Consider the following 20,140-nt stretch of genomic DNA (forward strand, 5'->3'; position numbering starts at 1 on the left):
GCCCTCTCTGGGCTAGAGCCCCCTCATGACAGCGACATTCATTCTGGGAGGGGCGCGTTCGGGCAAGAGTGCGCGGGCGCAGGCGCTGGCGGAGGCGGCGGGGGAGACCCGTGTTTATATCGCCACAGCCGAAGCGCTGGACGTGGAAATGGAAGCGCGGATCGCGCGCCACAAGGCTGATCGCGGCGCGGGCTGGCGCACGGTGGAGACACCGCTGGACCTTGTAGCTGCAATGGAAGCTGCAGATGCGCCCGTCGTGCTGGTCGATTGCCTGACGCTGTGGCTGTCCAATCTCATGCATCATGAGCGAGACGTGGAGGCGGAGACCCGAGCGCTGTGCGCCTGTCTCGGGCGCTTCGAGGGCGAGGTGATCCTTGTGTCGAACGAGGTGGGTCTTGGCCTTGTGCCGGAGACGGTGCTGGGGCGGGCGTTCAGGGATGCGCAGGGGCGGCTGAATCAGCGCGTGGCGGCGGTGTGTGATGTGGTGGAATTCGTCGCGGCGGGCCTGCCATTGCGCCTTAAAGGCTGAGCGCGGCGGCGAGGCGGTGTTCGGCGGCGGCGTCTGAAGGCAGGCCGATGCGGAGGAGATCGGGCGCATAGTCGAACCGGCGGACATAGATGCCTGCCTCGGCGAGCCGGTGCCAGAGTTGCTGGGCTTTCTCTGTCTTTACAAGGCGGAAGAGGTCTGTCCCGCCGACCAGCCAGAGACCTGAATCCAAAAGGATTTTATCGAGACGGCGACGGGCGGCGGCAAGCTGGTTGCGTGTTTCGGCCTGCCAAGCAAGGTCGGCATAGGCCTGCTTGCCAATAGCGAGCGCCGGGCCAGAAACGGGCCAGACGCCGAGGCGGTGGGATAGGGAGTCGAGCAGCGCGGGCGGGCCCAGCAGGGCGCCGAGGCGGAGGCCGGCGAGGCCGTAGAACTTGCCGAAGGAGCGCAGGATGATGAGGTTTCTGGCGCCGGCGAGGGGGGTGAGACTGAGGGCCGGGCAGAGGTCGGCATAGGCTTCGTCGACGATTAGCCAGCCATTGCGGGCCGCCTGGCGGGTCAGAGCCTGACCAAGTTGTGACCGTTCGTGGACCATTCCCGTGGGATTGTTGGGGTTACAAAGGACCAGAGCGTCGACTTTGCCAGCAAAGGCGAGTGGATCGGCCGTTTCGATCACGTCGGCGCCGCTCGCCCGCCATGCGCGCGCATGATCGCCATAGGTGGGCGAGAGGAGGGCAACGGTGCGGGGCGCGATCACGGTGGGCAGGAGACGGATCAGCAGTTCGCTGCCGGGAGCGAGCAGGAGGGCGGCTTCGGGCGCGCCGATGGCGTGGGCCATGGCGGCGCGGCAGGCCTGCAGGGCGGCCTCGGTGGGCAGGTGTTGCCAAGCTGAAGGCGGGAGGGCGCCGACGGGGTAGGGCCAGGGGTTGATGCCGGTGGAGAGGTCGACCCATGGCGTCGGCGCGTTCGGGTAGGCGGTCTGCATATGGTCCAGCGCGCCGCCGTGGAGGAGGTCGTCATTCATGCGAGGCTCCTTGCCAATGCGGCTGCGGCGAGCAGCAGGGCGAGCAAGACCATCGCACGGAGATAGAGACGGAGGCCGCGCTTGAGTGTGTCGGGGGTCGGATCGGGCGCGGCGGCGTTGAGCCATGGCTCGTCGCTTACGCGGTCGCCATAGAGGCGCGGGCCGGAGAGGCGAATGCCGAGGGCGCCGGCCATGGCGGCTTCGGGCCAGCCGGCGTTGGGGGAGCGGTGATGGCTTGCATCGCGCAGCATGGTGCGCAGGGCAGATGTGCTGCCGGACATGGCTGCAAAGGCAAGACCCGTCAGGCGTGCAGGGACGAGATTGGCCACATCGTCCAGCCGGGCGGCGAAGCCTCCAAAGGCGGCGTAGCGATCAGTGCGATGGCCGATCATGGAGTCGAGCGTGTTCACGGCCTTGTAGGCGGCAAGGCCCGGCAGGCCAAACAGGGCGCCCCAGAAGAGGGGGGCGGTAACGCCGTCAGACGCGTTCTCGGCGAGGCTTTCGAGGGCGGCGCGGGCAACACCGGGCTCGTCCAGCTGGGCGGGGTCGCGGCCGACGATTTGCGAGACGGCGGTGCGGGCACCTGCGAGGTCATAGGCGGAGAGTGGGCGCGCGACGGCAGCGACATGTGTGTAGAGGCTGCGCGAAGCGATGAGGCTGGAGGCGAGCAGGGCCTCGATTGTCCAGCCGAGGATCGTGTCGGGCAGGGCGCGCGAGATGGCAAAGGCGAGCGCTGTGGTGGCGGAGATGGCGAACAGGGATGACAGGGCGCCCGCCACATAGCGTGCGGCGTGGGGCCATGAAGGCTCATTGAAGGCGCGTTCGAGCCAGCTGATCCCGGTGCCGAGCCAGACGACGGGGTGCCGGATCAGGCGGTAGAGCCATTGCGGCCAGCCAAGCAGCGCTTCGACCGCCCAGGCTGCCAGCATCAGGGCCGCCGCGCTCATACCAAACTGGGGCGCCAGCCGGGTGCGCGCGCCTCGGCGAGCAGACTGTCAACATCAACGGCGGCTTCGACGCCATCGGCCAGTGCATCCAGCGCCCGATCCACTTCGCCATCATAATTGAGCGCGAAATCGCCCCGTCCGCCGGAGCGGGTTATCCAGCTGCGACGGAAATTGTCCTGCGCAAAGGCGCCGTGCAGGTAGGTGCCCTCAATGCGCCCGTTCGGGCTACGGGCGCCTTCGGGCTTGTTGTCGAGGGTGAACATGGGCCGGTCTGTGGCCGGGCCTTGCGTAATGCCGGCATGGATTTCGTAACCGGCGACGGGCGCGCCGCTCAGGGCGCACTGGCCGCGCGCCTCATTGACCTGCTTGTCGGCAATCATGTGTGTCTCGACATCAAGCAGGCCGAGGCCTTCGGCTTCGCCGGGCAGACCGTCGACACCTTGCGGATCAATGATCCGTTTACCGATCATCTGGTAGCCGCCGCAAATGCCGAGCAGGCGGCCGCCATTGCGGACGTGGGCGTGAATGTCATGATCCCAGCCCTGCGCACGCAGGAAGGCAAGGTCGCCGAGCGTGGACTTGGTGCCGAACAGGATGACCACGTCGGTGTCGCGGGGAATGGGGCGGCCGGGCGTGACCCAATGGAAGTCCACATCGGGTTCGATGCGCAGCGGGTCGGCATCATCGAAATTGGCGATGCGCGACAGCATGGGCGCCGCAATGCGCAGGCCCTTGCCGGAGCGGGGCACGGGTTCGTCAAGGATGACGGCATCTTCTGCGGGAAGCTGCGTGATGGCCGGGAGCCAGGGAATGACGCCGAAACAGGGCCAGCCGGTGCGCTGCTCAATGCCGGTGACGCCGTCATCGAAGAGGCGGATGTCACCGCGAAACTTGTTGACCAGAAAACCGCGAATCATGTCGGCGTCCGCCGGGTCAATGACGGTCTTCGTGCCGACAAGACTGGCGATGACGCCGCCGCGTTCGATGTCGCCAATCAGGCAGACGGGCACCCCGGCGCGGCGGGCGAAGCCCATATTGGCAATGTCGCGCTCGCGCAGATTGATCTCGGCGGGGCTGCCCGCGCCTTCGACGAGAACGAGGTCATATTGGTTGGTGAGCCGGTCAAAGCTTTCCATCACTGCGCCCATCAATCGGTCGCGATTGGACATGTAATAGGCCGCGTCGACTGTCTGGACGGCCTTGCCGTGGACCACGATCTGCGACTTGCGGTCTGTCTCGGGTTTCAGCAGGACGGGGTTGAAATCCGTATGCGGCGCAATGCCTGCGGCGAGGGCCTGCAGCGCCTGCGCCCGGCCGATCTCGCCACCGCCGGGGCAGGCGGCCGCATTGTTGGACATGTTCTGTGGCTTGAAGGGCGCAACGCTGAGACCGCGTCGGCGGGCAATGCGGCAGAGGGCGGCGGTGAGGACGGACTTGCCGACATCCGATCCCGTGCCTTGCAGCATGAGCGCGCGTGCCGTCATGCGGCGCCCTCGATATGGACCAGCGTGCCATGGACGCGGGCACGGACGCCATAGATTTCGGCGAGGCGCTCGGCGGTGAGGGTTTCGGCGGGCGGGCCGTCGGCCACGATGCGGCCATCCTTCATCCAGATGAGGCGGCTGGCATAGCGCGCCGCAAGCGATATGTCGTGCAGCACGACAAGGGCGCCGCCGCCGCGCGCGACATAGGACTGGATGATGTCCATGATGCGGAACTGGTGGCGGGGGTCCAGCGCAGCGACGGGTTCGTCCGCGACAAGCAGCGGCGCCTCTGCGGCAAAGGCGCGCGCGCAGTGGACGCGGGCAAGCTCGCCGCCGGACAATGTGTCGGCGGAGCGGTGGGCGAGGGCGGCCAGGTCGCACGTTTCCATGGCGCGATCGACGGCGTCGGCGTCCGGCTGGCTGAGGCGTCCGGGCGCTGCGCCATAGGCATAGCGGCCGAGGGCGACGACATCGCGCACGGCATTGGGCCAGGCGAGGGGGCGCTGCTGGGGCAGGTAGGCGACGCGGCGGGCGCGTTCCATCGGCGACAGCCTGGCGCAATCATCGCCGTTGAGGGAGGCCATACCTGCGTCACGTCTCTCAAGGCCGAGCGCGGCGCGCAGAAGGCTGGTCTTGCCTGCGCCATTGGGGCCGAGCAGTGCGACGAGTTCACCGGGCACAAGCGAGAAGCCGGCGCCTTCCACGAGCGTGTTGCGGCCCGCCTTGACGGTCAGGTCGGTGACGGTGAGATCAGTCATTGCCGGTCCGCCTCTGTATCGCAATCCAGACGAAGGCGGGCGCGCCGATGAGGGCGGCGACGACGCCGAGCTTCAGCTCGTTGGAGGTCGGGATGATGCGCACGCCAATATCGGCCAGCACGAGGATGAGGCCCGCGAACATGGCGGACGGCACGAGGGAACGTGCGGGGTCATGCCCGACAAAGGGACGGATCACGTGCGGGGCGACGATGCCGACAAAGCCGATGGCGCCTGCGAGGGCGACCGAGCCGCCTGTCGCCAGCCCGGCGCCGAGGACAGTGAGGATGCGCTGGGCGCGGAGGTTCAGGCCCACGCCGCTGGCGGCTTCCTCACCGAGTGTGAGGGCCGAGAGGCCGCGCCGGGAGGCGAGGAGGATGGCGGCTCCGACAAGGATGAAGGGGGCGGCAAGGCCGATCTCGCGGAAGCTGCGATTGGCGACCGAGCCGAGCATCCAGTTGATCATGTCGGCGAGCGAGAAGGGATTGGGCGCGAGGTTCATGAGGAGGCTCATGGCGGCGCCGGCAAAGCTGGAAAGGCCGACGCCGATGAGGATCAGCGTGACCACGGAGCGTGTGCGGATGGCGGCGAGCGTGATGAGGCCCGTGGCCGCCAGCGCGCCAAGGATGGCCGAGAGGGGCAGGATCCAGGGCGAGAGCGCGACCAGGCCGTAATAGAGCGAGAAGGTGGCTGCGAGCGAGGCTGTGGCCGAAACGCCGAGCACGCCCGGCTCGGCCAGCGGGTTGCGAAGCAGGCCCTGCAACGCGGCGCCGCTGATGCCGAGTGAGGCGCCGACCATGTAGGCGGCGAGGGCGCGGGGCAGGCGGATCTGCCAGATCACGAGCCGGTCGCCTGCGTCGCCGCCACCGAAGAAGGCCGCCAGCACACGCTCCGGCGACATGGGCGTCGAGCCAAGCAGGCAGGCGGCAAAGAGGGCGAGCAGCGATGCGGCGACCAGCGCGGGGAGGAGCCAGACATTCGGTTTCATGTGTCGCTCCCTTCGGCCAGCGCTTCGATGGCGTCGATCAGGAACCAGCCATTGCAGGAGGTCCACGCGCCCTCAAGCGAAACGACGGGGTGGTCGGCCAGCTGGGCACGGGCAACGGGATGGTTCATCGGGCTCCAGGCATCGGGATGATTGGTGCGGGCGCCGAAGAAGGCGGCGGCGATCACGTCCGGCGCTTCATAGGCGAGGCGTTCGAGGGGGAGGGAGCGCCAGCCGGGCTGTTGCTGGAAATTCTCGAGGCCGGCGGCAAGGATCATTTCGTGCACGAGGGAGCCGGGGCCGCTGGTGACGCCGGCGGGCGTCATGTAGAGCGCGGACTTGCCGCTGCTGCGCTGGGCGAGGTGGTCGAGCCGGGCCTGCGTTTGCGCGACCAGGGCGGCGCCGCGATCGTGTTCGCCGAGGCCGTCGGCGATGCGCTGGACATTGGCGAGGACGCCCGGCAGGTCGCCGGCCCAGCCGACGTCAAGAACCGGGATGCCGGCGCGCTCGAAGAATTGCGTCGCGTCAGGTCCGCCGCCATAGGAGCGTACGACGAGATCCGGCTTCAGCAGGATCACGTCTTCTGCAATCGGACGGACGGTGCGAATGCCTTGGGCGGCATCGCGCATGTAGGAAAAGTCTTTGTCCGCATTGGGCGAGATGGCGAGGATGCGGTCGCGGTCTGCGAATTCAAGGACGTACTGGTCGGCGCAATAGTCGAGACTGACGATCCGGACCGGGCGTGCCGTATCGGCCGCAGGCGGTGTGGGAGGACCACCGCAGGCGGCCAGCAGCCCGGCCAGGAAAAGGATCATCAGTCTCGACACGCTGCTTCCTCTAGTAACGCAGTCTCAGGCCGACACTACCGGAAAGGCCGGGTGTGCCGTAGCCGAGGACTTCCTGATACTGCTCGTCGAAAAGGTTCTCGATGCGTGCGAAGAGCTCGACACTGTCTGTCAGGTCATAGCGGCCTGTCAGGTCAACGCGGGTCCAGCTGTCCAGCATGCCGCCGGAGGAGTTGGGCTCTTCGCCATTGTAGCGGACGAGGACGGCGCCGGAGAGCGGGCCTTCAGGGTCGAGCGAGACCGTGACGTCACCGCTATGTTCCGGCATGCGGACGAGGGCATTGCCGTTGCCGTCTTCAGCGTCGATATAGGCGTAGTTCGCCGAGACGCCGAGCCAGTTGGTGAACTGGTAGCCGCCCGTGAGTTCCACCCCCTGCGACTCAACGAAGGCGATATTGTCGTATCCGGCGGTGTAGGAGAAATCGATCATGTTCTCCGTTTCCTGATGGAAGACAGTGACGCCAGCCTGTGCGCGGCCATCCAGAGAATTCCATTCGACGCCCAGATCATAGGCTTCGGAGGTTTCCGGTTTCAGGTTGGCATTGGGTTCTGTCAGGCCGCAGAACGAGCAGACATAGGTCGACTGGAAGATGGAGGGCGCCTTGAAGCCCTGTCCCCAGCTTGCGCGTAGCAGGACCTGGTCGGTTGCGCTGTATGCAGCTGCGACCCGGCCTGTGGTTTTGGATCCGAACGTGTCGGTATCATCGACGCGCACGCCGCCCGTGAGGGTCAGCTTTTCAACCGGTTTGTACTCATAGAGCGCAAACAGGCCATCAATCGTCGAATCGGAATCATTGGCCGTCGTTTCTTCGCGTTCAGCGCCAAAGGCCAGCTTGTTGGCCGGGTTGACGGTGAACGTTCCCTGGTAGCGATAGACCGCCCGGTCGCCTTCGGCCAAATAGCTTTGTGCGCCGTCGGTGAAGTTCTTGCGGGTGATGTCGGAATAGCCGACCACGAACAGGTTTTCGAGCCTGTCATCGAATAGCGGCACTTTTAGGGAGAGATTGCCCGAGAGCGAATCTGACTCCGTCGACTCGTCGCCATCGGCTGTGCTGCCCTGCGCGCCGCCGGAATAGCTGTCATACTCGCTGGTGGCCTCGCTGTAGAGCAGCGTGCCATCGAGGCGCATCTTGCTGGGCAGGTTCAGGCCGCCGCGGGCCGACAGCGTGGTGGAGTCGTAGCCGTCATCCTCGGTATTGCCATTGGCTTCGTCGGCCTTGGAGATGCCGTCCGTAGTGATGCCGGTGGCGGCGATGCGGAAGTCGCCGGTGTCATTGGCACCGCCAATGGATGCGCCGCCGCGGAACGTGTTGAACGAGCCGTATTCGCCGAACGCGCTGCCGCCGAGGCCGTCTTCCGGACGCTTGGTGGTAATGGCGACCACGCCGCCAATCGCGTCGCTGCCCCAGAGCGTGGATTGCGGGCCCTTGAGCACTTCAATGCGTTCGATGTTCTCTGTGTCGAGATAGGCGAAATTGTAGCCGCCGCCTGTGCCGGATGGATCATTGATCGGCACGCCGTCCATCAGGACAAGCGTCTGGTCGCTGGAAGCGCCGCGGATGCGGACAGTTGCGTTGCCGCCAAAGCTGCCGCTCTGGTTGATGGTGACGCCGGGCGCGGAGGCAATCGCATCAAGGGCAAAATCGAAGCCGAGCTTATCGATGGTCTCGGCGCTGATGATCGACACGCTGGAGCCGACTTCCGTCGCCGTCTGGTCGAGACGTGAGCCAGAGACGATCACGGTGTCGAGCTTGGTTTCTTCGGTATCAATTGTCTGGGCCAGGGCTGGCGCAGCCATAGCAAGGATGGTCATGCCCAGAAGGGCAGTCTTGAAAGACATATTAGCATTCCTCTGCACCCTTGCCGCCCGCGAGGAGGGTACATTTCACAACGACATGCTGGCCCACTGCGAAACGCAGCCGGGCGGCCAGACCAAATTTTACGATTGTCGTCACAAAGGACTGGCGTTTAGCCTTCCCGCCCACTGAGAACTTTCCCCGGTTCTCGGACGAACGACGCGATGGCAGGTCTCCTGGCTCACCGATCATCACTTCAGGCCGGCCTTCCCAGGGCAAAAGCCCCAGTGGCAAGTTTGGCCATCAGCTCCTGGCTGACAGTTGCGGGTACAGCGCCGGATTTAAACCGGCTTCCCTCTTAGCCCCCGGTTAGGGGAGCACCATCTGCTGCGTCTGTTGCTGCAAGCGCGAAACGCTGTCAACAGAAATGCGCGCTGCAGGACGCTGTGGCGGGATCAGAAATCGAGGCCGCGCTGGGCCTTGATGCCCGCCTTGAACGGGTGCTTCACTTCGGTCATTTCGCTGACCAGATCGGCGTAATCCATGAGTTCCGGCTTGGCATCGCGGCCCGTCAGGATGACGCTGGTGCGCTCGGATCGGGCCTTGAGGCCATCAATCACGGCCTGCACGTCGAGATAATCATAGCGCAGCGCGATATTGATCTCGTCGAGGACGATCAGGTCATAGTCACCGCTGCTCATCATCTCGCAGGCGCGGGAAAAGGCGGCTTCGGCGGCGGCAATGTCGCGGTCCTTGTCCTGCGTATCCCAGGTGAAGCCTTCGCCCATTGTGTGCCAGGTCACCTGATCGGCGAACTTCGCGAAGAACTGGCGCTCGCCGGTGATCCACTTGCCCTTGATGAACTGGACGACGCCCACTTTCTGGCCCCAGCCAAGGGCCCGGATGATGACGCCGAAAGCCGAGCTGGACTTGCCCTTGCCATTGCCCGTGTGGACGAGGATGAGGCCGCGGCCCGGATCGCGGGCTTCGGATGTTTTCTTCTTCTGCTCGGTCTGCAGGGCCTTCATCTTTTCCGTGTGCGTCGGGTCAGTGGTCATGCAGAGATTCCTCGGAAGGGGTGTGGGACAGTGACGAAGCGGCCGAAGCCGATATTTGCGTTGTAGCCTTGGGCGGTTGCCTCACTGGCCAGCGCGGCCTTGATGACGCCCGCATGGGTGACAATCAAGCCATGGCTTTGGTTATCGTCCCATTCGGCCAGTGCTGCCTGAACGCGCGCGGTCAGCATGGTTACGCTCTCGCCACCATGGGGGCGGGCATGCAGGAAGTCGGCCGCCCATTGGTCGAGTTCGGCGCGCGGGATGTCGGACCAAGGGAGGCCTTCCCATGTGCCGAAATCCATTTCTCGCAGGCGTTCGTCTATGGTGACCGGCAGGTTCATCGCCTCGCCAATATGCTCGGCCAGCAGGCGGCAGCGTTTGAGCGGGCTTGTGGCGATACGGTCCGGTGGTGGGAGTGCGGCCACCACGTCGCGCGCTTCCGCCGCAAACGTCTCCGCCACATCGAGATCGGTCATGCCGTAGCAGATGCCGGACGCGATGGCGGGCGTGGTGTGGCGCAGAAGGGTCAGAGCCATGCGAGCAGTCCGAGATAGAAGCCGATCTCGCTTACCTGCTGCACCGCGCCGAGTGTGTCGCCGGTATAGCCCTTCAGCTTGAATTCGAAGAAGGCGCGCATGGCGACATGGCCAGTGGCGAGGCCGATGAGGCCAAACAGCAAGGGCGCTGCGGGCAGCAGATAGATCCATGCGAGGCAGATGGCGACGCCCGTGACAGAAGCGATCAGCAGGCTTGGCAGGGAGAGGCCTTGGGCGACCGGCTTGCCTGTGCCCGCAGTGCGAACATAGCGGCTGGTGGCAATCGTGAGGACGCTCGACAGGCGCGACAGGCCATGCGCTGCGGGGAAGGCAAAGAGCAGCATGTGCGCGGGCAGGGCGGTAAGGGTTGCAGTCTTCAGCGCAAGGGCGGCGACAAGGGCCGCCGTGCCATAGGTGCCGAGGCGGCTGTCGCGCATGATCTCCAGCGCGGCGTCGCGTGTGTGCCCACCGCCGATGCCATCGAACGTGTCAGCGAGGCCATCCTCATGGAAGGCGCCGGTGAGGAGCAGGCTGGCGGTGTTGGCGATTAGCACGCTGACAAGCGGCGGGAAGAGCAGGGAGACGCTCCAGAACACGGCGCTGCAGAGGGCGCCGACCATCACACCGACGAGCGGGTAATAGGCGGCAGACGCGGTCATGCGTGCTTCGCTATAGGTGAACCAGCCCGGCACGGGCAGGCGCGTCAGGAACTGGATCGCCAGCAGGAATGACGCGATCTGGTTCTTCATGCAGGGCCGCTGACGCCTGCGCTGTCAAAGCTCGCCATCTCGCGCAGCATGGCGGCGGCGGCTTTCACCAGAGGCCAGGCGAGCAGGGCGCCGGTGCCTTCGCCAAGGCGCATGCCAAGGTCGAGCAGTGGCTCGGCGTCCAGCGCGTCGAGGACGCGGGCATGGCCGGCCTCGGCAGAGCGGTGCGCATAGACGAAGGCGCCCGCTGCTTCAGGCATCAGGTCGCGGGCGCAGAGAGCGGCGACGCTGGCGATGAAGCCGTCGACGATGACGATTGTCCCGGCCTGTGCGGCGCCCATCATGGCGCCGGCCATCATGGCGATTTCGAAGCCGCCATATTCCATCAGCGCGACCCGTGCGGTGAGGCGCGCCTCGGTGCGGGCCGCTGCGGCGCTGAGCAGCTGTCGCTTGCGGGCAAGGCCTGCATCATTGAGGCCTGTGCCGCGCCCGGTGATCTCTTCCACCGGCAGGCCAAGCAGTTTGGCGGCAACAAGACTGGAGGCGGACGTGTTGCCGATGCCCATCTCGCCGAAACAGGCGACGTCATGTGTTTTTTCCGAGCCGAGCGCGCGGCCTGTGGCGATCGCTGCGCCCATCGCCGCCTCGGTCATGGCAGGGCCTTCGAGCGCATTCGCCGTGCCAGCCGCGATGCGGCGGGAGACCAGATCCGGATGCGCAATCGGCTCGCCCGCCACGCCGCTGTCAACGATGCGGATGTCGGCGCCAAGGCTGCGGGCGAACACGTTCGCTGCGGCGCCACCACTCAGGAAGTTCGCCACCATCTGGCGCGTCACATCCTGCGGATAGGAAGAGACGCCGGCCGTCGCCATGCCATGATCGGCGGCAAAAATGGTCAGCTGGCAGGTTTCGGCGGTGGGTTTCAGCGTTCCCTGAATGCGGGCAATCCGGGCGGCGAGCGCTTCCATGCGGCCGAGCGAACCGACCGGTTTGGTCTTCGTGTCGATGGCGTGCTGCAGGGCGGCGGTGAAGTCGGCGTCTTGGGTGATCATGCCGCCTGATAGCAAATGCGCGCGCCTTGGATAGTGGCACTGTTGATTTTGCTACGGCTTGAGGTTCCTGATGACGCCTTCCGATGGATGTGGCACGTTTGGCTGAAGCGAGGCGGCGCACACTGTATGCGCCCCCGTGAACAACAGACTTCAAGGCAGGAAACCCATGGCAATCATCTCCCTTTCACGCATTGTGGCGCACTGGGCCGCTATCCAGCCGGACCGGGTTGCGCTCGACCATCTTGGCGATACGCGCACCTGGGCCGAGCTTGACGCCCGCACCAACCGGCTCGCGCGGGCCTATGAGGCGATGGGTGTCAAACCGGATGATTTCGTGACGATTGCACTGCCCAATGGCTGCGAGTTCATGGAAGCCTGTCTTGCCGTCTGGAAGGCGGGCGCCACGCCGCAGCCGATCTCGGCCAAGCTGCCGAAATTCGAGCGCGACCAGATCATCGAACTCGGCCAGCCGACGTTGGTTGTTGGCGTCGAGGCGGGGGAATATGCGCCCGTGCCATGCCTGACCAAGGGCTTTGAGCCGGATGCGTCCCTGTCGGACGCGCCGCTGCCAGAGCGGACGGCGAGTTCGATCAAGGCGATGACGTCCGGCGGCTCGACAGGGCGGCCGAAGCTGATCGTGTCCAAGATGCCGGCGGCCTGGGACCCGGAGATGGACTATCTCGAAATCCGGCAACAGGGCACGATGCTAATCCCGGGACCGCTCTATCACAATGGGCCCTTCCTCTGGGCGTTCATTGCCCTGTTCAAGGGCTGCACCGTGGTCATCACCACCCGTTTTGACGCCGAACAGGTGCTGGAGCGCATCCAGACGACGGGCGTCGACATCGCCTATTTCGTGCCGACCATGATGCGCCGCATCTGGGCGCTGCCGGAGGAGGTGCGCAACAGGTATGACCTTTCCAGCCTGAAAACGATCTGGCACCTCGCGGCGCCATGCCCGGCCTGGCTGAAGGAAGCTTTTATCGAGTGGCTGGGCGCCGAAGTGATCTGGGAACTCTATGGCGGCACGGAAGGGCAGGGGTCCACCACGATACAGGGCACGGACTGGCTGAACCATCGCGGTTCGGTTGGCCGGCCGGTAGAGACGTGCGAAATGAAGATCGTCAGCGAAGACGGCCAAACGCTGCCCGCCGGTGAAGTGGGCGAGGTCTATATGCGGCCACTGGCCGGGCCGGGAACGACCTATGAATATCTCGGCGCGGAAGCCAAGATCATCGAAGGCGGCTGGGAAAGCCTGGGCGACATGGGCTGGATGGATTCAGACGGGTTCCTTTATTTGTCGGATCGCCTGTCGGACATGGTCCTCTCGGGCGGGGCCAATATTTACCCCGCTGAAGTGGAAGCCGCGCTGGACGCCTTTCCAGGTGTTCGCTCGTCTGCCGTGATCGGCCTGCCGGACGAAGACCTTGGCGCGCTGCTGCACGCAATTGTCGATTTTCCGGAAGGTGAACCGGACGAGGCCGCGCTGATGGCGCATCTGGCGGATCGCCTTGTGCGCTACAAGATTCCGCGCTCGGTCGAATGGGTGCGCGAGCCACTGCGCGATGATGCCGGAAAGGTGCGCCGAAAGGCCTTGCGCGAGGACCGGCTTGGCCAGTTGCAATCGGCAAATTAAGTATGCTGGGTGCGATAGAGAAATTCTCTCTAAAGGCGAGAAATAAAAAAGGAACGGTCTGCGTCATGAAGGCGTAGGAGGAGCATGGCCAATAATCATCCGCTCCAAAATGTCCTGAAGACAGCCGCCGACGAAGCGCCGGGTGACAAAGTCTCTTTCGGAGACCTCCTCGACCTCTGGGAAGATCGCACGTTCGGGCCGATCTTCACGATTCTCGGCCTCCTGATCGTTCTGCCCCCTCTTGGCGCGATACCGGGCCTGCCATTGGTCATCGGCATGGTTCTCGTGCTGTTTGCTTTCCAGATGATGGTCGGCAGCACGCATGTCTGGGTGCCTGAGACGGTCGAGAAGCTGTCAGTTTCCAAAAAGAAGGTCCGCAAGGCTGACGAGAAGGCGAAGGGTGTTTTGCAGGAAATCGATTCCTGGGTAACTCACCGGCTGTCATGGGCCATCAGCCAGCCGGCGCGCCAGATTGCTGCAGGCGTGGTGATGATGCTGGGCCTGACATTGATCCCGCTGGAAATGGTGCCGTTTGCGGTTGCTGTGCCCGGACTGGCGATCACAATGATCGGCCTCGCCATTTTTGCCCGCGATGGGCTGCTGATGCTGCTGGCGCTGGGCCTAAGCCTCGCGGCGTTCGGCGTCGTGGGCGTGGCGTTTCTGGCCTAGTCGACTGCGGGCGCATCATGGCGGCGCGTATAGAGTATGAGCAGGGCAACCAGGCCGATACTTGTACCCTGGCTTGAGAAGAGTTCCAGCATTGCCGCGAAGAACCAGCTCGGTATGGACGCGCGGGCCTGTGTCTCGATCAGGATGTCACCGCTGCCTTGGCCGAGCAGTTCTGCATTGGCCGCTTCGATCTTTGACTGGAGGTCGTCCCGGCGGCGGGCAAGGCCGAGTTCGTTCTGGGCGTCGCGATAAGGTTTCTGCTCGGTGCGGCCGACGCGTTCCACTTCCGAAATATAGGCTTCAAGCCCCTCGACCGACCGCGTTTCCGGGGGAATGCCGGAGAGCTGTACGCGCCAGTCGGCCAGCTGCTGTTCCAGAAGGGCCCGGTTCGATCCGGCGGTGGTCACCTCGGCCTGTGAGGCCTGATTGTTGGCCGCAATGTACATCTGCGTGCCGAGGATGCTGGTGCCGGCGCCGGCAAGGGCGAAGAGGAGGGCGCGGACGCCTTCCCTCATGCGCTTGTTGGCCGTGTGCCAGTAGAAGAAGGTGAAGCCGCCGAACGAGATCACTGCGGCGATAACGCCCGTCCAGCCCCAGATTCCGGCCTGTAGCGGGTCTGTCACGGAGCTGGAAAAGGCCTGGTAATTGGCAAAGCCGGACAGGGCCGCCGCGCTGAGGCCTGCGCCGAGGAAGACGAGGGCGAGCAGGGTGATAATGATGCGTTCGCCGAGGTTTCGGTGGGGGCGGGGAGGGGCTTCCGTGACCGTTCTCTGCGGCTTCAAGGGTGGTTCCGGGAGCGGTTTGAGGCGCGGTGTGAGGGCGGTCTTGGTTGCGTGCGGTTCGGCCCTGGTCACTTCATGGAATTCGGCGTTGCGGACAACGGCGGTAGACGGCACGCCGCTGGACTCGAAGGCGATGACCAGATCGTCGAGGTCCCCGTGCTCAAGGCAGCTCGTGCACTTGAACGAACCTTCCTGGAAATTGATGCGGAGCGTCGGGTCGCCGGCATCCTTGCAATCGCCTGACAAGGAGCAAGGGATTGCAAGCGTGGTCTCGTCCTGACTCGCTTCCGGGTCGATGCCGAGCGAGACGAGGCGCTCGATCGCCTTCAGGCGGCGTTCTTCCTGCATGTCGCTCACTTCCCCGCACGTTCCCGCTGCCATGCATTTATCCGAATCCGGCGCGCGGCGTCACCCCTTTGATCACAGGTCCGTCAGGGCTGACAATTTAAGCCTGTAGACGCTGGCGCGGGGTCTTAAGTATGTGTTAATTGGACCTGCCTGAGAATGGCTTGCAGAAAGCAAATACGGCCTGCTGGCCGATTGGAGACCACGCCCATGATACCTCGCTCGCTGGCCATTCCGAAGAGTTGGAAGACGTTCGATATTCCCAGCTTCTTCTCGGCTTTCGGTTATCCGGCCCTCGGCCTTGGCCTGTTCATCACGATGGTGGTGCTTGGCTTTGCAGTAAGCGAGCTGACCTTTCACTGGTGGTACCTGCCGCTGGCCTTTGGTGTGATCGCGTTCTCTGTGTTCATATGCAATGCGGGCATCGGCCCGTTGCACCGTATTCTCCAGCACCGGGCCGGCGAGCTGAAGGCACCCGCGCAGTTCCTGACCATGCTGAACCTGATCATCGCCATGCAGGGCAATGTGAAGGACTGGGTGAACTATCACTCGCAGCACCACCGCTTTGCCGATGGCCCGGGCGACCCGCACAACCCGTTTGAGTCCAAGCGCTGGGCCTGGGTTGGCTGGATCCTGTGGCGCGACAAGAAAGACACCGACCGTCCGATTGCCATGTGGCTGAAAGGCCAGCCGGTCATCGTGTGGATGGACCGTTTCTACAATGAGATCAGCCTTGTCGTGCACCTGTTCATTCCGGCGGCGATCTACCTGATCGTCTGGGCGAGCGGCGGATCGCTGGTGCTGACCGCGCTGATCCACGCCAGCGTCGTGATCGGCCGCGCCATCCAGTTCCATGCCACGGTCTATGGCATCAACGTGCTGGGCCACCTCAAGACGCCGATCTGGGCAGATCATTTGATGGCGCTGCTGACGGGCGGCGAAGCCTTCCACGACCATCACCATGATGCCCCAATCAGCGCGCTGCACCGTCCCCGCAAAGGCGTGTGGAACCGGATTGTCGACTATAATGGCACAATCTTGCTGGCCTTCGAGAAGATCGGCTGGGTCAAGAATCTGAAGATCGCGCCGCAATTCGCCTGAGCCCTTCCGTGAACGGCAGATGAACAAGCCCGCCCCTTAAAAGGCGGGCTTTTTCTTGGCATGAACGCAGCTTGGCCACAGGTGCGCCCTAATCTTTGTTAATGTTGTCTCTCAACAAGGCTGGGGAGCCAATGCAACAGGGAAGGGACGCCCCTATGAAATCCACGCTCATTACACTTGCCATGACCGGTATCAGCCTCGCCATGGTCCTGCCCGCCGCCGCCAAGGCGCCGGCACCGAAACCCGCCGCCTCAGGCGAGTCGGTTCACTCCTATATCCTCCTTGACCGGACGGGCTCGATGAGCGGCATCTGGGACGAAGCGCTTGGCTCGGTGAACGCCTATGCCAAGAGCGTCGGCGAGGCCGATGAAGGCGAGATCGAGGGCAAGGATATCAAGACTGCTGTTACGCTCGCCGTGTTCGACTATCAGGAATCGCTCCAGTTCGACGTGCTGCGCAAGCAAGTGCCCGCCGAGAAATGGACCAACGTCACCAATGACGAAGCCAATCCACGCGGCATGACCCCGCTGTTCGATGCCATCGGCCGCGTCATCTCGCTGGCCGAAGCCGACAAGCCGGAGAAGGCCGTGATCGTGATCATGACCGACGGCTATGAGAATTCATCGAAGGAAATTACCCGCGACGGTGCCAAGGCGGCGCTGGACCGGGCCAAGGCCAATGGCTGGGAAGTCGTCTTCCTCGGTGCGGAGTTTGCGAGCTTCGGTGATGCGGATGCGGTTGGCATGAGCGCCTCCAAGACAATGGCTGTCGGCCAGGGCCGGATGCAGGACTCGATGTCGGCCCTCGCCAAGAAGTCCCGCGCCTATGGCAAGGGCGAAGAAGCCGAGATCACCTTTGACGACGCTGATCGCGCCGCCGCCGACGAAGAAGGCGTGAAGCAACGCAAGGGCCAGTAAGGACAAGTTCGGGGCGGTTACAGCTTCCCGTTCAGCTGCCCTGATGAGGAAAGCCCGCTCATGCCCGAGCGGGCTTTTTGATATTGGTGTAAAAGAAAAGCCCGCCCGGATCGCTCCGGACGGGCCTTGTTCATTGCCGTGCCGAGTGGCTCAGCGCGGGGCCATGCGGATGGCGCCGTCGAGGCGGACGTCTTCGCCGTTGAAATAGGCGTTGCGGCACATTTCGGTGGCCAGCGATGCATATTCTTCCGGATTGCCGAGACGGGCAGGGTGCGGAACCTGTGCGCCGAGGGCTTGCTTCACAGGCTCTGGCGCAGCGGCCAGAAGCGGCGTGTTGAAGATGCCCGGCAGGATCGTGTTGACGCGAATGAATTCACGGCTGAGGTCGCGGGCGATTGGCAGGGTCATGCCGACAACGCCGCCCTTGGAAGCGGAATAGGCAGCCTGGCCGATCTGGCCATCTTCAGCTGCAACCGAAGCGGTGTTGACGATCGCGCCGCGCTCGCCGTCGATCGGGTCGAGCGTCATCATGCCGGCAGCAGATTTCGCGATGCAGCGGAACGTGCCGACCAGGTTGATCTGGATGATCATGTTGAACTTGTCGAGCGGGAAGTGGCTGATGTCGCCGGTGTTCTTGTCGCGGCTGGCTGTCTTGATGGCGTTGCCGGTGCCGGCGCAGTTGATGAGGATGCGTTCCTGGCCGATGGCGGCGCGCGATTTTTCGAAGCCGGCATCAACCGAAGCATCGTCTGTAACGTTGACATTGCAGAAGACACCGCCAAGCTCTTTTGCAAGGGCTTCGCCTTTTTCAGCGTTCAGGTCGAACAGGGCGACCTTGACGCCATAGGAGGCGAGTTTCGTAGCGGTTGCGGCACCGAGGCCGGAGGCACCGCCGGTAATGACGGCGGAAATGGATGAGTCGAGTTTCATGGGGCACTGCCCTCCCTGGTTTTCGTCGGACGCGGATGTGTCTATAATGGTCTGAGGAGTACGCAATGACTGACGCAGCGGAAATTATAAATACCGTAAGGGGCCGTAACGGCACTTATCTGCCGAAGACCATAGAGCGGAATGAGCGCCTCGCGCGCGGCGTCCTGCCCAAGGTCATGCGCGTTATCAGCCGTGTGCCATTCGCTGACGACCTCGTAGCGGCCTATTATGCCGCGCGCGACCCACTCACACCGATGAAAGCGAAAGCTATCCTCTTTGCGGCTGTGGCCTATTTCGTTATGCCCGCCGACGCGCTGCCCGATGTGATCGTGGGCCTTGGCTTTACCGATGATGCGACCGTGCTGGCGACAGCGCTGAGCGTGGTGGGCATGTATGTGACGGAAAGCCACCGGAAGGCGGCCCGGCGCGTGCTGCGCCTGCCGGAACCGATCAAGCACGCCGACTAAGCCCGTATGACGGGGGGCGACATTTCACTTTATGGCGCCTTGGCGCTCGGCGCACTGTATGGTGCGGGCTTCTGCTATCGTGAGAAGAGCGTGGCCGGGCTTGTGATCAAGACCGGGTCGACCGCGCTGCTGGCGCTGTGGGCCTATCTTGCGGGCGGGCCATTGCTGCTGGTGGCTGCGCTGGCCTTGAGTTCGCTGGGCGACCTGTTCCTCGCGATGAAGGGCGAGGCCTGGCTGAAGCCAGGCATGGCGGCCTTTTTCCTCGCACATGTGGCCTATGTGGCGCTGTTCTGGGGGCTGGGAGCGGAAGAGCGGACGCTGCTCGTGCTGGCGGCGCAGATTGTGCTCGTGTTCGGCGGGGCGGTGTTCCTGCGCTGGCTGGCGCCGTGGCTGGGCGAGATGCGCATTCCCGTCTTTGCCTATACGGCTGTGATCCTGATGATGGGCGCGGCGGCGCTGAACCTGCCGCCGGTGCTCTGGCCGGTGACGCTGGGCGCGCTGATGTTCATTGCGTCGGATGTGATCCTGTCGCTGCAGCTGTTCAAGAAGCCGGCCGATGTGCCAGCGGGCACCGTTTCGTCCCTCGCCGTCTGGATTCTCTATTTCGGTGGGCAGGCGCTGATTGGCTGGGGCCTGCTGGCGGCGCTGGCCTAGCGCGGCCTGTCGCCATCGACCGTGGCGCGGCGCATGTGGCGGCGGTGGCCGTGATAGTCGTTGAGGGCATAGTGCCAGACGCAGCGATTGTCCCACATCGTGACATCGCCTGCCTGCCATTGGACGCGGCAGGTGTTGCGCTCTTCCTTTGACACATCGAAAAGGTAGTTCAGCAGGGGACGGCTTTCCTTGCGGCTCCATCCGGCAAAGCGCAGCGTGAAAGCCGGGTTGATGAAGAGGCCCTTGCGGCCGGTTTCCGGGTGGGTCCGGATGACGGGGTGTTCGTATTCGGGGGCTTCCGGGGCCGCTTTGGCGTCCATCGACTGGCGCCCAGCGGCGGAATAGCCGTCCGCGCCATATTCCTTGCTGGCGGTATGGATCGCGCTCATGGTGCCAAGTGTCTTCTGCAGGCCGGGGGAGAGGCGGTCATAGGCCGCCTGCTGGTCAGCGAACAATGTGTCGCCGCCATAGGGCGGGACTTCGATGGCGTGCAGGATGGACCCGAGGGCGGGCTCTTCGAGGAAGCTCATGTCGGAATGCCAGCCGCCGCCGAAATTGGTCTTTTCCTCCGGCTCCTTGATGATCTCCAGGAGTTCCGGATGACCGTCCATGCCCTTGACGTAGGGGTGGATGTTGAGCGTGCCGAAGCGGCGGGCGAAGGCCTTTTGTCGGTCCGGCGTCAGCCCGTTCTGGCCGCGCAGGACGATGACCTTGTGGTCGAGAAAGGCCCGATGGATGGCGTCGAATTCGGCGTTTGACAGGTCAGATGTCAGATCTGCGCCATGGATGACGGCGCCGAGTGTACCGGTGAGAGGCTGGATCGTGAGGGTCATGCGGCAAATGAACCACCGTCCCGGGACCTATGCAAGAATGTCATTTGCAACCCCCCATCAAATATGCGACTGACGCGGCGGGCCACATGCCCCCAACGGCATGCAGCCTATCTGTGAGGATAGGAGTAAA

At 64.1% G+C, this 20,140-nt stretch carries 21 protein-coding genes and 1 riboswitch; of the genes, 7 read left to right on the plus strand and 14 right to left on the minus strand.

Annotated elements, in window-relative coordinates:
• The first annotated feature begins 25 nt into the window (after positions 1-25).
• Positions 26-529, plus strand: a complete 504-nt coding sequence (gene cobU / locus V7651_RS06320) for a bifunctional adenosylcobinamide kinase/adenosylcobinamide-phosphate guanylyltransferase (protein WP_335612623.1) — start codon at positions 26-28, stop codon at positions 527-529.
• On the opposite strand, the gene cobD is transcribed toward cobU, so the two are convergent.
• The 11 genes from cobD to cobT all read right to left on the minus strand — a co-directional run bounded on the left by cobD (position 519) and on the right by cobT (position 11,676).
• Positions 519-1,511, minus strand: a complete 993-nt coding sequence (cobD, locus tag V7651_RS06325) for a threonine-phosphate decarboxylase CobD (RefSeq protein WP_335612624.1) — start codon at positions 1,509-1,511, stop codon at positions 519-521. The two genes, cobU and cobD, sit on opposite strands and share 11 nt — an antisense overlap.
• Entirely contained in the window at positions 1,508-2,458 is a 951-nt protein-coding gene (gene cbiB, locus V7651_RS06330) for an adenosylcobinamide-phosphate synthase CbiB (RefSeq protein ID WP_335612625.1), read from the minus strand. The genes cobD and cbiB overlap by 4 nt, the downstream gene beginning before the upstream one ends.
• The gene (locus tag V7651_RS06335; protein ID WP_335612626.1) at positions 2,455-3,942 is read right to left on the minus strand and encodes a cobyric acid synthase; all 1,488 of its coding nucleotides are present in this window, start codon (positions 3,940-3,942) and stop codon (positions 2,455-2,457) included. The genes cbiB and V7651_RS06335 overlap by 4 nt, the downstream gene beginning before the upstream one ends.
• Entirely contained in the window at positions 3,939-4,700 is a 762-nt protein-coding gene (locus V7651_RS06340; RefSeq protein WP_335612627.1) for an ABC transporter ATP-binding protein, read from the minus strand. Before V7651_RS06340 ends, V7651_RS06335 begins: the two co-directional genes overlap by 4 nt.
• Entirely contained in the window at positions 4,693-5,685 is a 993-nt protein-coding gene (locus V7651_RS06345) for a FecCD family ABC transporter permease (protein ID WP_335612628.1), read from the minus strand. Before V7651_RS06345 ends, V7651_RS06340 begins: the two co-directional genes overlap by 8 nt.
• The gene (locus V7651_RS06350; RefSeq protein WP_335591096.1) at positions 5,682-6,509 is read right to left on the minus strand and encodes an ABC transporter substrate-binding protein; all 828 of its coding nucleotides are present in this window, start codon (positions 6,507-6,509) and stop codon (positions 5,682-5,684) included. The genes V7651_RS06345 and V7651_RS06350 overlap by 4 nt, the downstream gene beginning before the upstream one ends.
• A 10-nt stretch (positions 6,510-6,519) precedes the next feature.
• A complete protein-coding gene (locus V7651_RS06355) occupies positions 6,520-8,367 on the minus strand; it encodes a TonB-dependent receptor plug domain-containing protein (protein WP_335612629.1) in 1,848 nt (615 codons plus the stop codon).
• Positions 8,368-8,532: 165 nt separating this feature from the next.
• Positions 8,533-8,724, minus strand: a riboswitch (cobalamin riboswitch).
• Positions 8,725-8,778: 54 nt separating this feature from the next.
• Positions 8,779-9,381, minus strand: a complete 603-nt coding sequence (cobO, locus tag V7651_RS06360) for a cob(I)yrinic acid a,c-diamide adenosyltransferase (RefSeq protein ID WP_335612630.1) — start codon at positions 9,379-9,381, stop codon at positions 8,779-8,781.
• Positions 9,378-9,917 (minus strand): alpha-ribazole phosphatase, encoded by a 540-nt coding sequence (cobC, locus tag V7651_RS06365; protein WP_335612631.1) that lies wholly within the window; start codon positions 9,915-9,917, stop codon positions 9,378-9,380. The genes cobO and cobC overlap by 4 nt, the downstream gene beginning before the upstream one ends.
• Complete coding sequence (gene cobS / locus V7651_RS06370) at positions 9,908-10,666, minus strand: adenosylcobinamide-GDP ribazoletransferase (protein ID WP_335612632.1); 759 nt, start codon at positions 10,664-10,666, stop codon at positions 9,908-9,910. The genes cobC and cobS overlap by 10 nt, the downstream gene beginning before the upstream one ends.
• The gene (cobT, locus tag V7651_RS06375) at positions 10,663-11,676 is read right to left on the minus strand and encodes a nicotinate-nucleotide--dimethylbenzimidazole phosphoribosyltransferase (RefSeq protein ID WP_335612633.1); all 1,014 of its coding nucleotides are present in this window, start codon (positions 11,674-11,676) and stop codon (positions 10,663-10,665) included. Before cobT ends, cobS begins: the two co-directional genes overlap by 4 nt.
• Before the next feature lie 166 nt (positions 11,677-11,842).
• Here cobT and V7651_RS06380 point away from each other — a divergent pair, with 166 nt between their 5' ends.
• Both V7651_RS06380 and V7651_RS06385 read left to right on the plus strand, forming a co-directional pair.
• A complete protein-coding gene (locus V7651_RS06380; RefSeq protein ID WP_335612634.1) occupies positions 11,843-13,312 on the plus strand; it encodes an AMP-binding protein in 1,470 nt (489 codons plus the stop codon).
• Positions 13,313-13,396: 84 nt separating this feature from the next.
• Entirely contained in the window at positions 13,397-13,981 is a 585-nt protein-coding gene (locus tag V7651_RS06385) for an exopolysaccharide biosynthesis protein (RefSeq protein ID WP_335612635.1), read from the plus strand.
• On the opposite strand, the gene V7651_RS06390 is transcribed toward V7651_RS06385, so the two are convergent.
• On the minus strand, positions 13,978-15,144 hold the full coding sequence (locus V7651_RS06390; RefSeq protein WP_335612636.1) for a hypothetical protein: 1,167 nt from the start codon (positions 15,142-15,144) through the stop codon (positions 13,978-13,980). The two genes, V7651_RS06385 and V7651_RS06390, sit on opposite strands and share 4 nt — an antisense overlap.
• A gap of 174 nt (positions 15,145-15,318) precedes the next feature.
• Between V7651_RS06390 and V7651_RS06395 the strand changes: the two genes are divergently transcribed.
• Positions 15,319-16,209, plus strand: a complete 891-nt coding sequence (locus tag V7651_RS06395; RefSeq protein WP_335591088.1) for an acyl-CoA desaturase — start codon at positions 15,319-15,321, stop codon at positions 16,207-16,209.
• Between the two features lie 155 nt (positions 16,210-16,364).
• Positions 16,365-17,126: a vWA domain-containing protein gene (locus V7651_RS06400; RefSeq protein ID WP_335612637.1), complete on the plus strand. Its 762-nt coding sequence runs from the start codon at positions 16,365-16,367 to the stop codon at positions 17,124-17,126.
• 150 nt (positions 17,127-17,276) lie between these two features.
• Here V7651_RS06400 and V7651_RS06405 read toward each other — a convergent pair whose 3' ends face one another.
• Entirely contained in the window at positions 17,277-18,056 is a 780-nt protein-coding gene (locus V7651_RS06405; RefSeq protein WP_335612638.1) for an SDR family NAD(P)-dependent oxidoreductase, read from the minus strand.
• A 65-nt stretch (positions 18,057-18,121) separates the two neighbouring features.
• Between V7651_RS06405 and V7651_RS06410 the strand changes: the two genes are divergently transcribed.
• Positions 18,122-18,523: a YkvA family protein gene (locus V7651_RS06410; protein ID WP_051624723.1), complete on the plus strand. Its 402-nt coding sequence runs from the start codon at positions 18,122-18,124 to the stop codon at positions 18,521-18,523.
• Positions 18,524-18,529: 6 nt separating this feature from the next.
• Positions 18,530-19,177 (plus strand): lysoplasmalogenase, encoded by a 648-nt coding sequence (locus tag V7651_RS06415; RefSeq protein ID WP_335612639.1) that lies wholly within the window; start codon positions 18,530-18,532, stop codon positions 19,175-19,177.
• Here V7651_RS06415 and V7651_RS06420 read toward each other — a convergent pair.
• Positions 19,174-20,010, minus strand: coding sequence for a TauD/TfdA dioxygenase family protein (locus V7651_RS06420; RefSeq protein ID WP_335612640.1), 837 nt, complete (start codon positions 20,008-20,010; stop codon positions 19,174-19,176). The two genes, V7651_RS06415 and V7651_RS06420, sit on opposite strands and share 4 nt — an antisense overlap.
• Positions 20,011-20,140: the final 130 nt, after the last annotated feature.

The sequence above is a fragment of the Hyphomonas oceanitis genome (genome assembly GCF_036964545.1).
GTDB lineage: Bacteria > Pseudomonadota > Alphaproteobacteria > Caulobacterales > Hyphomonadaceae > Hyphomonas > Hyphomonas oceanitis.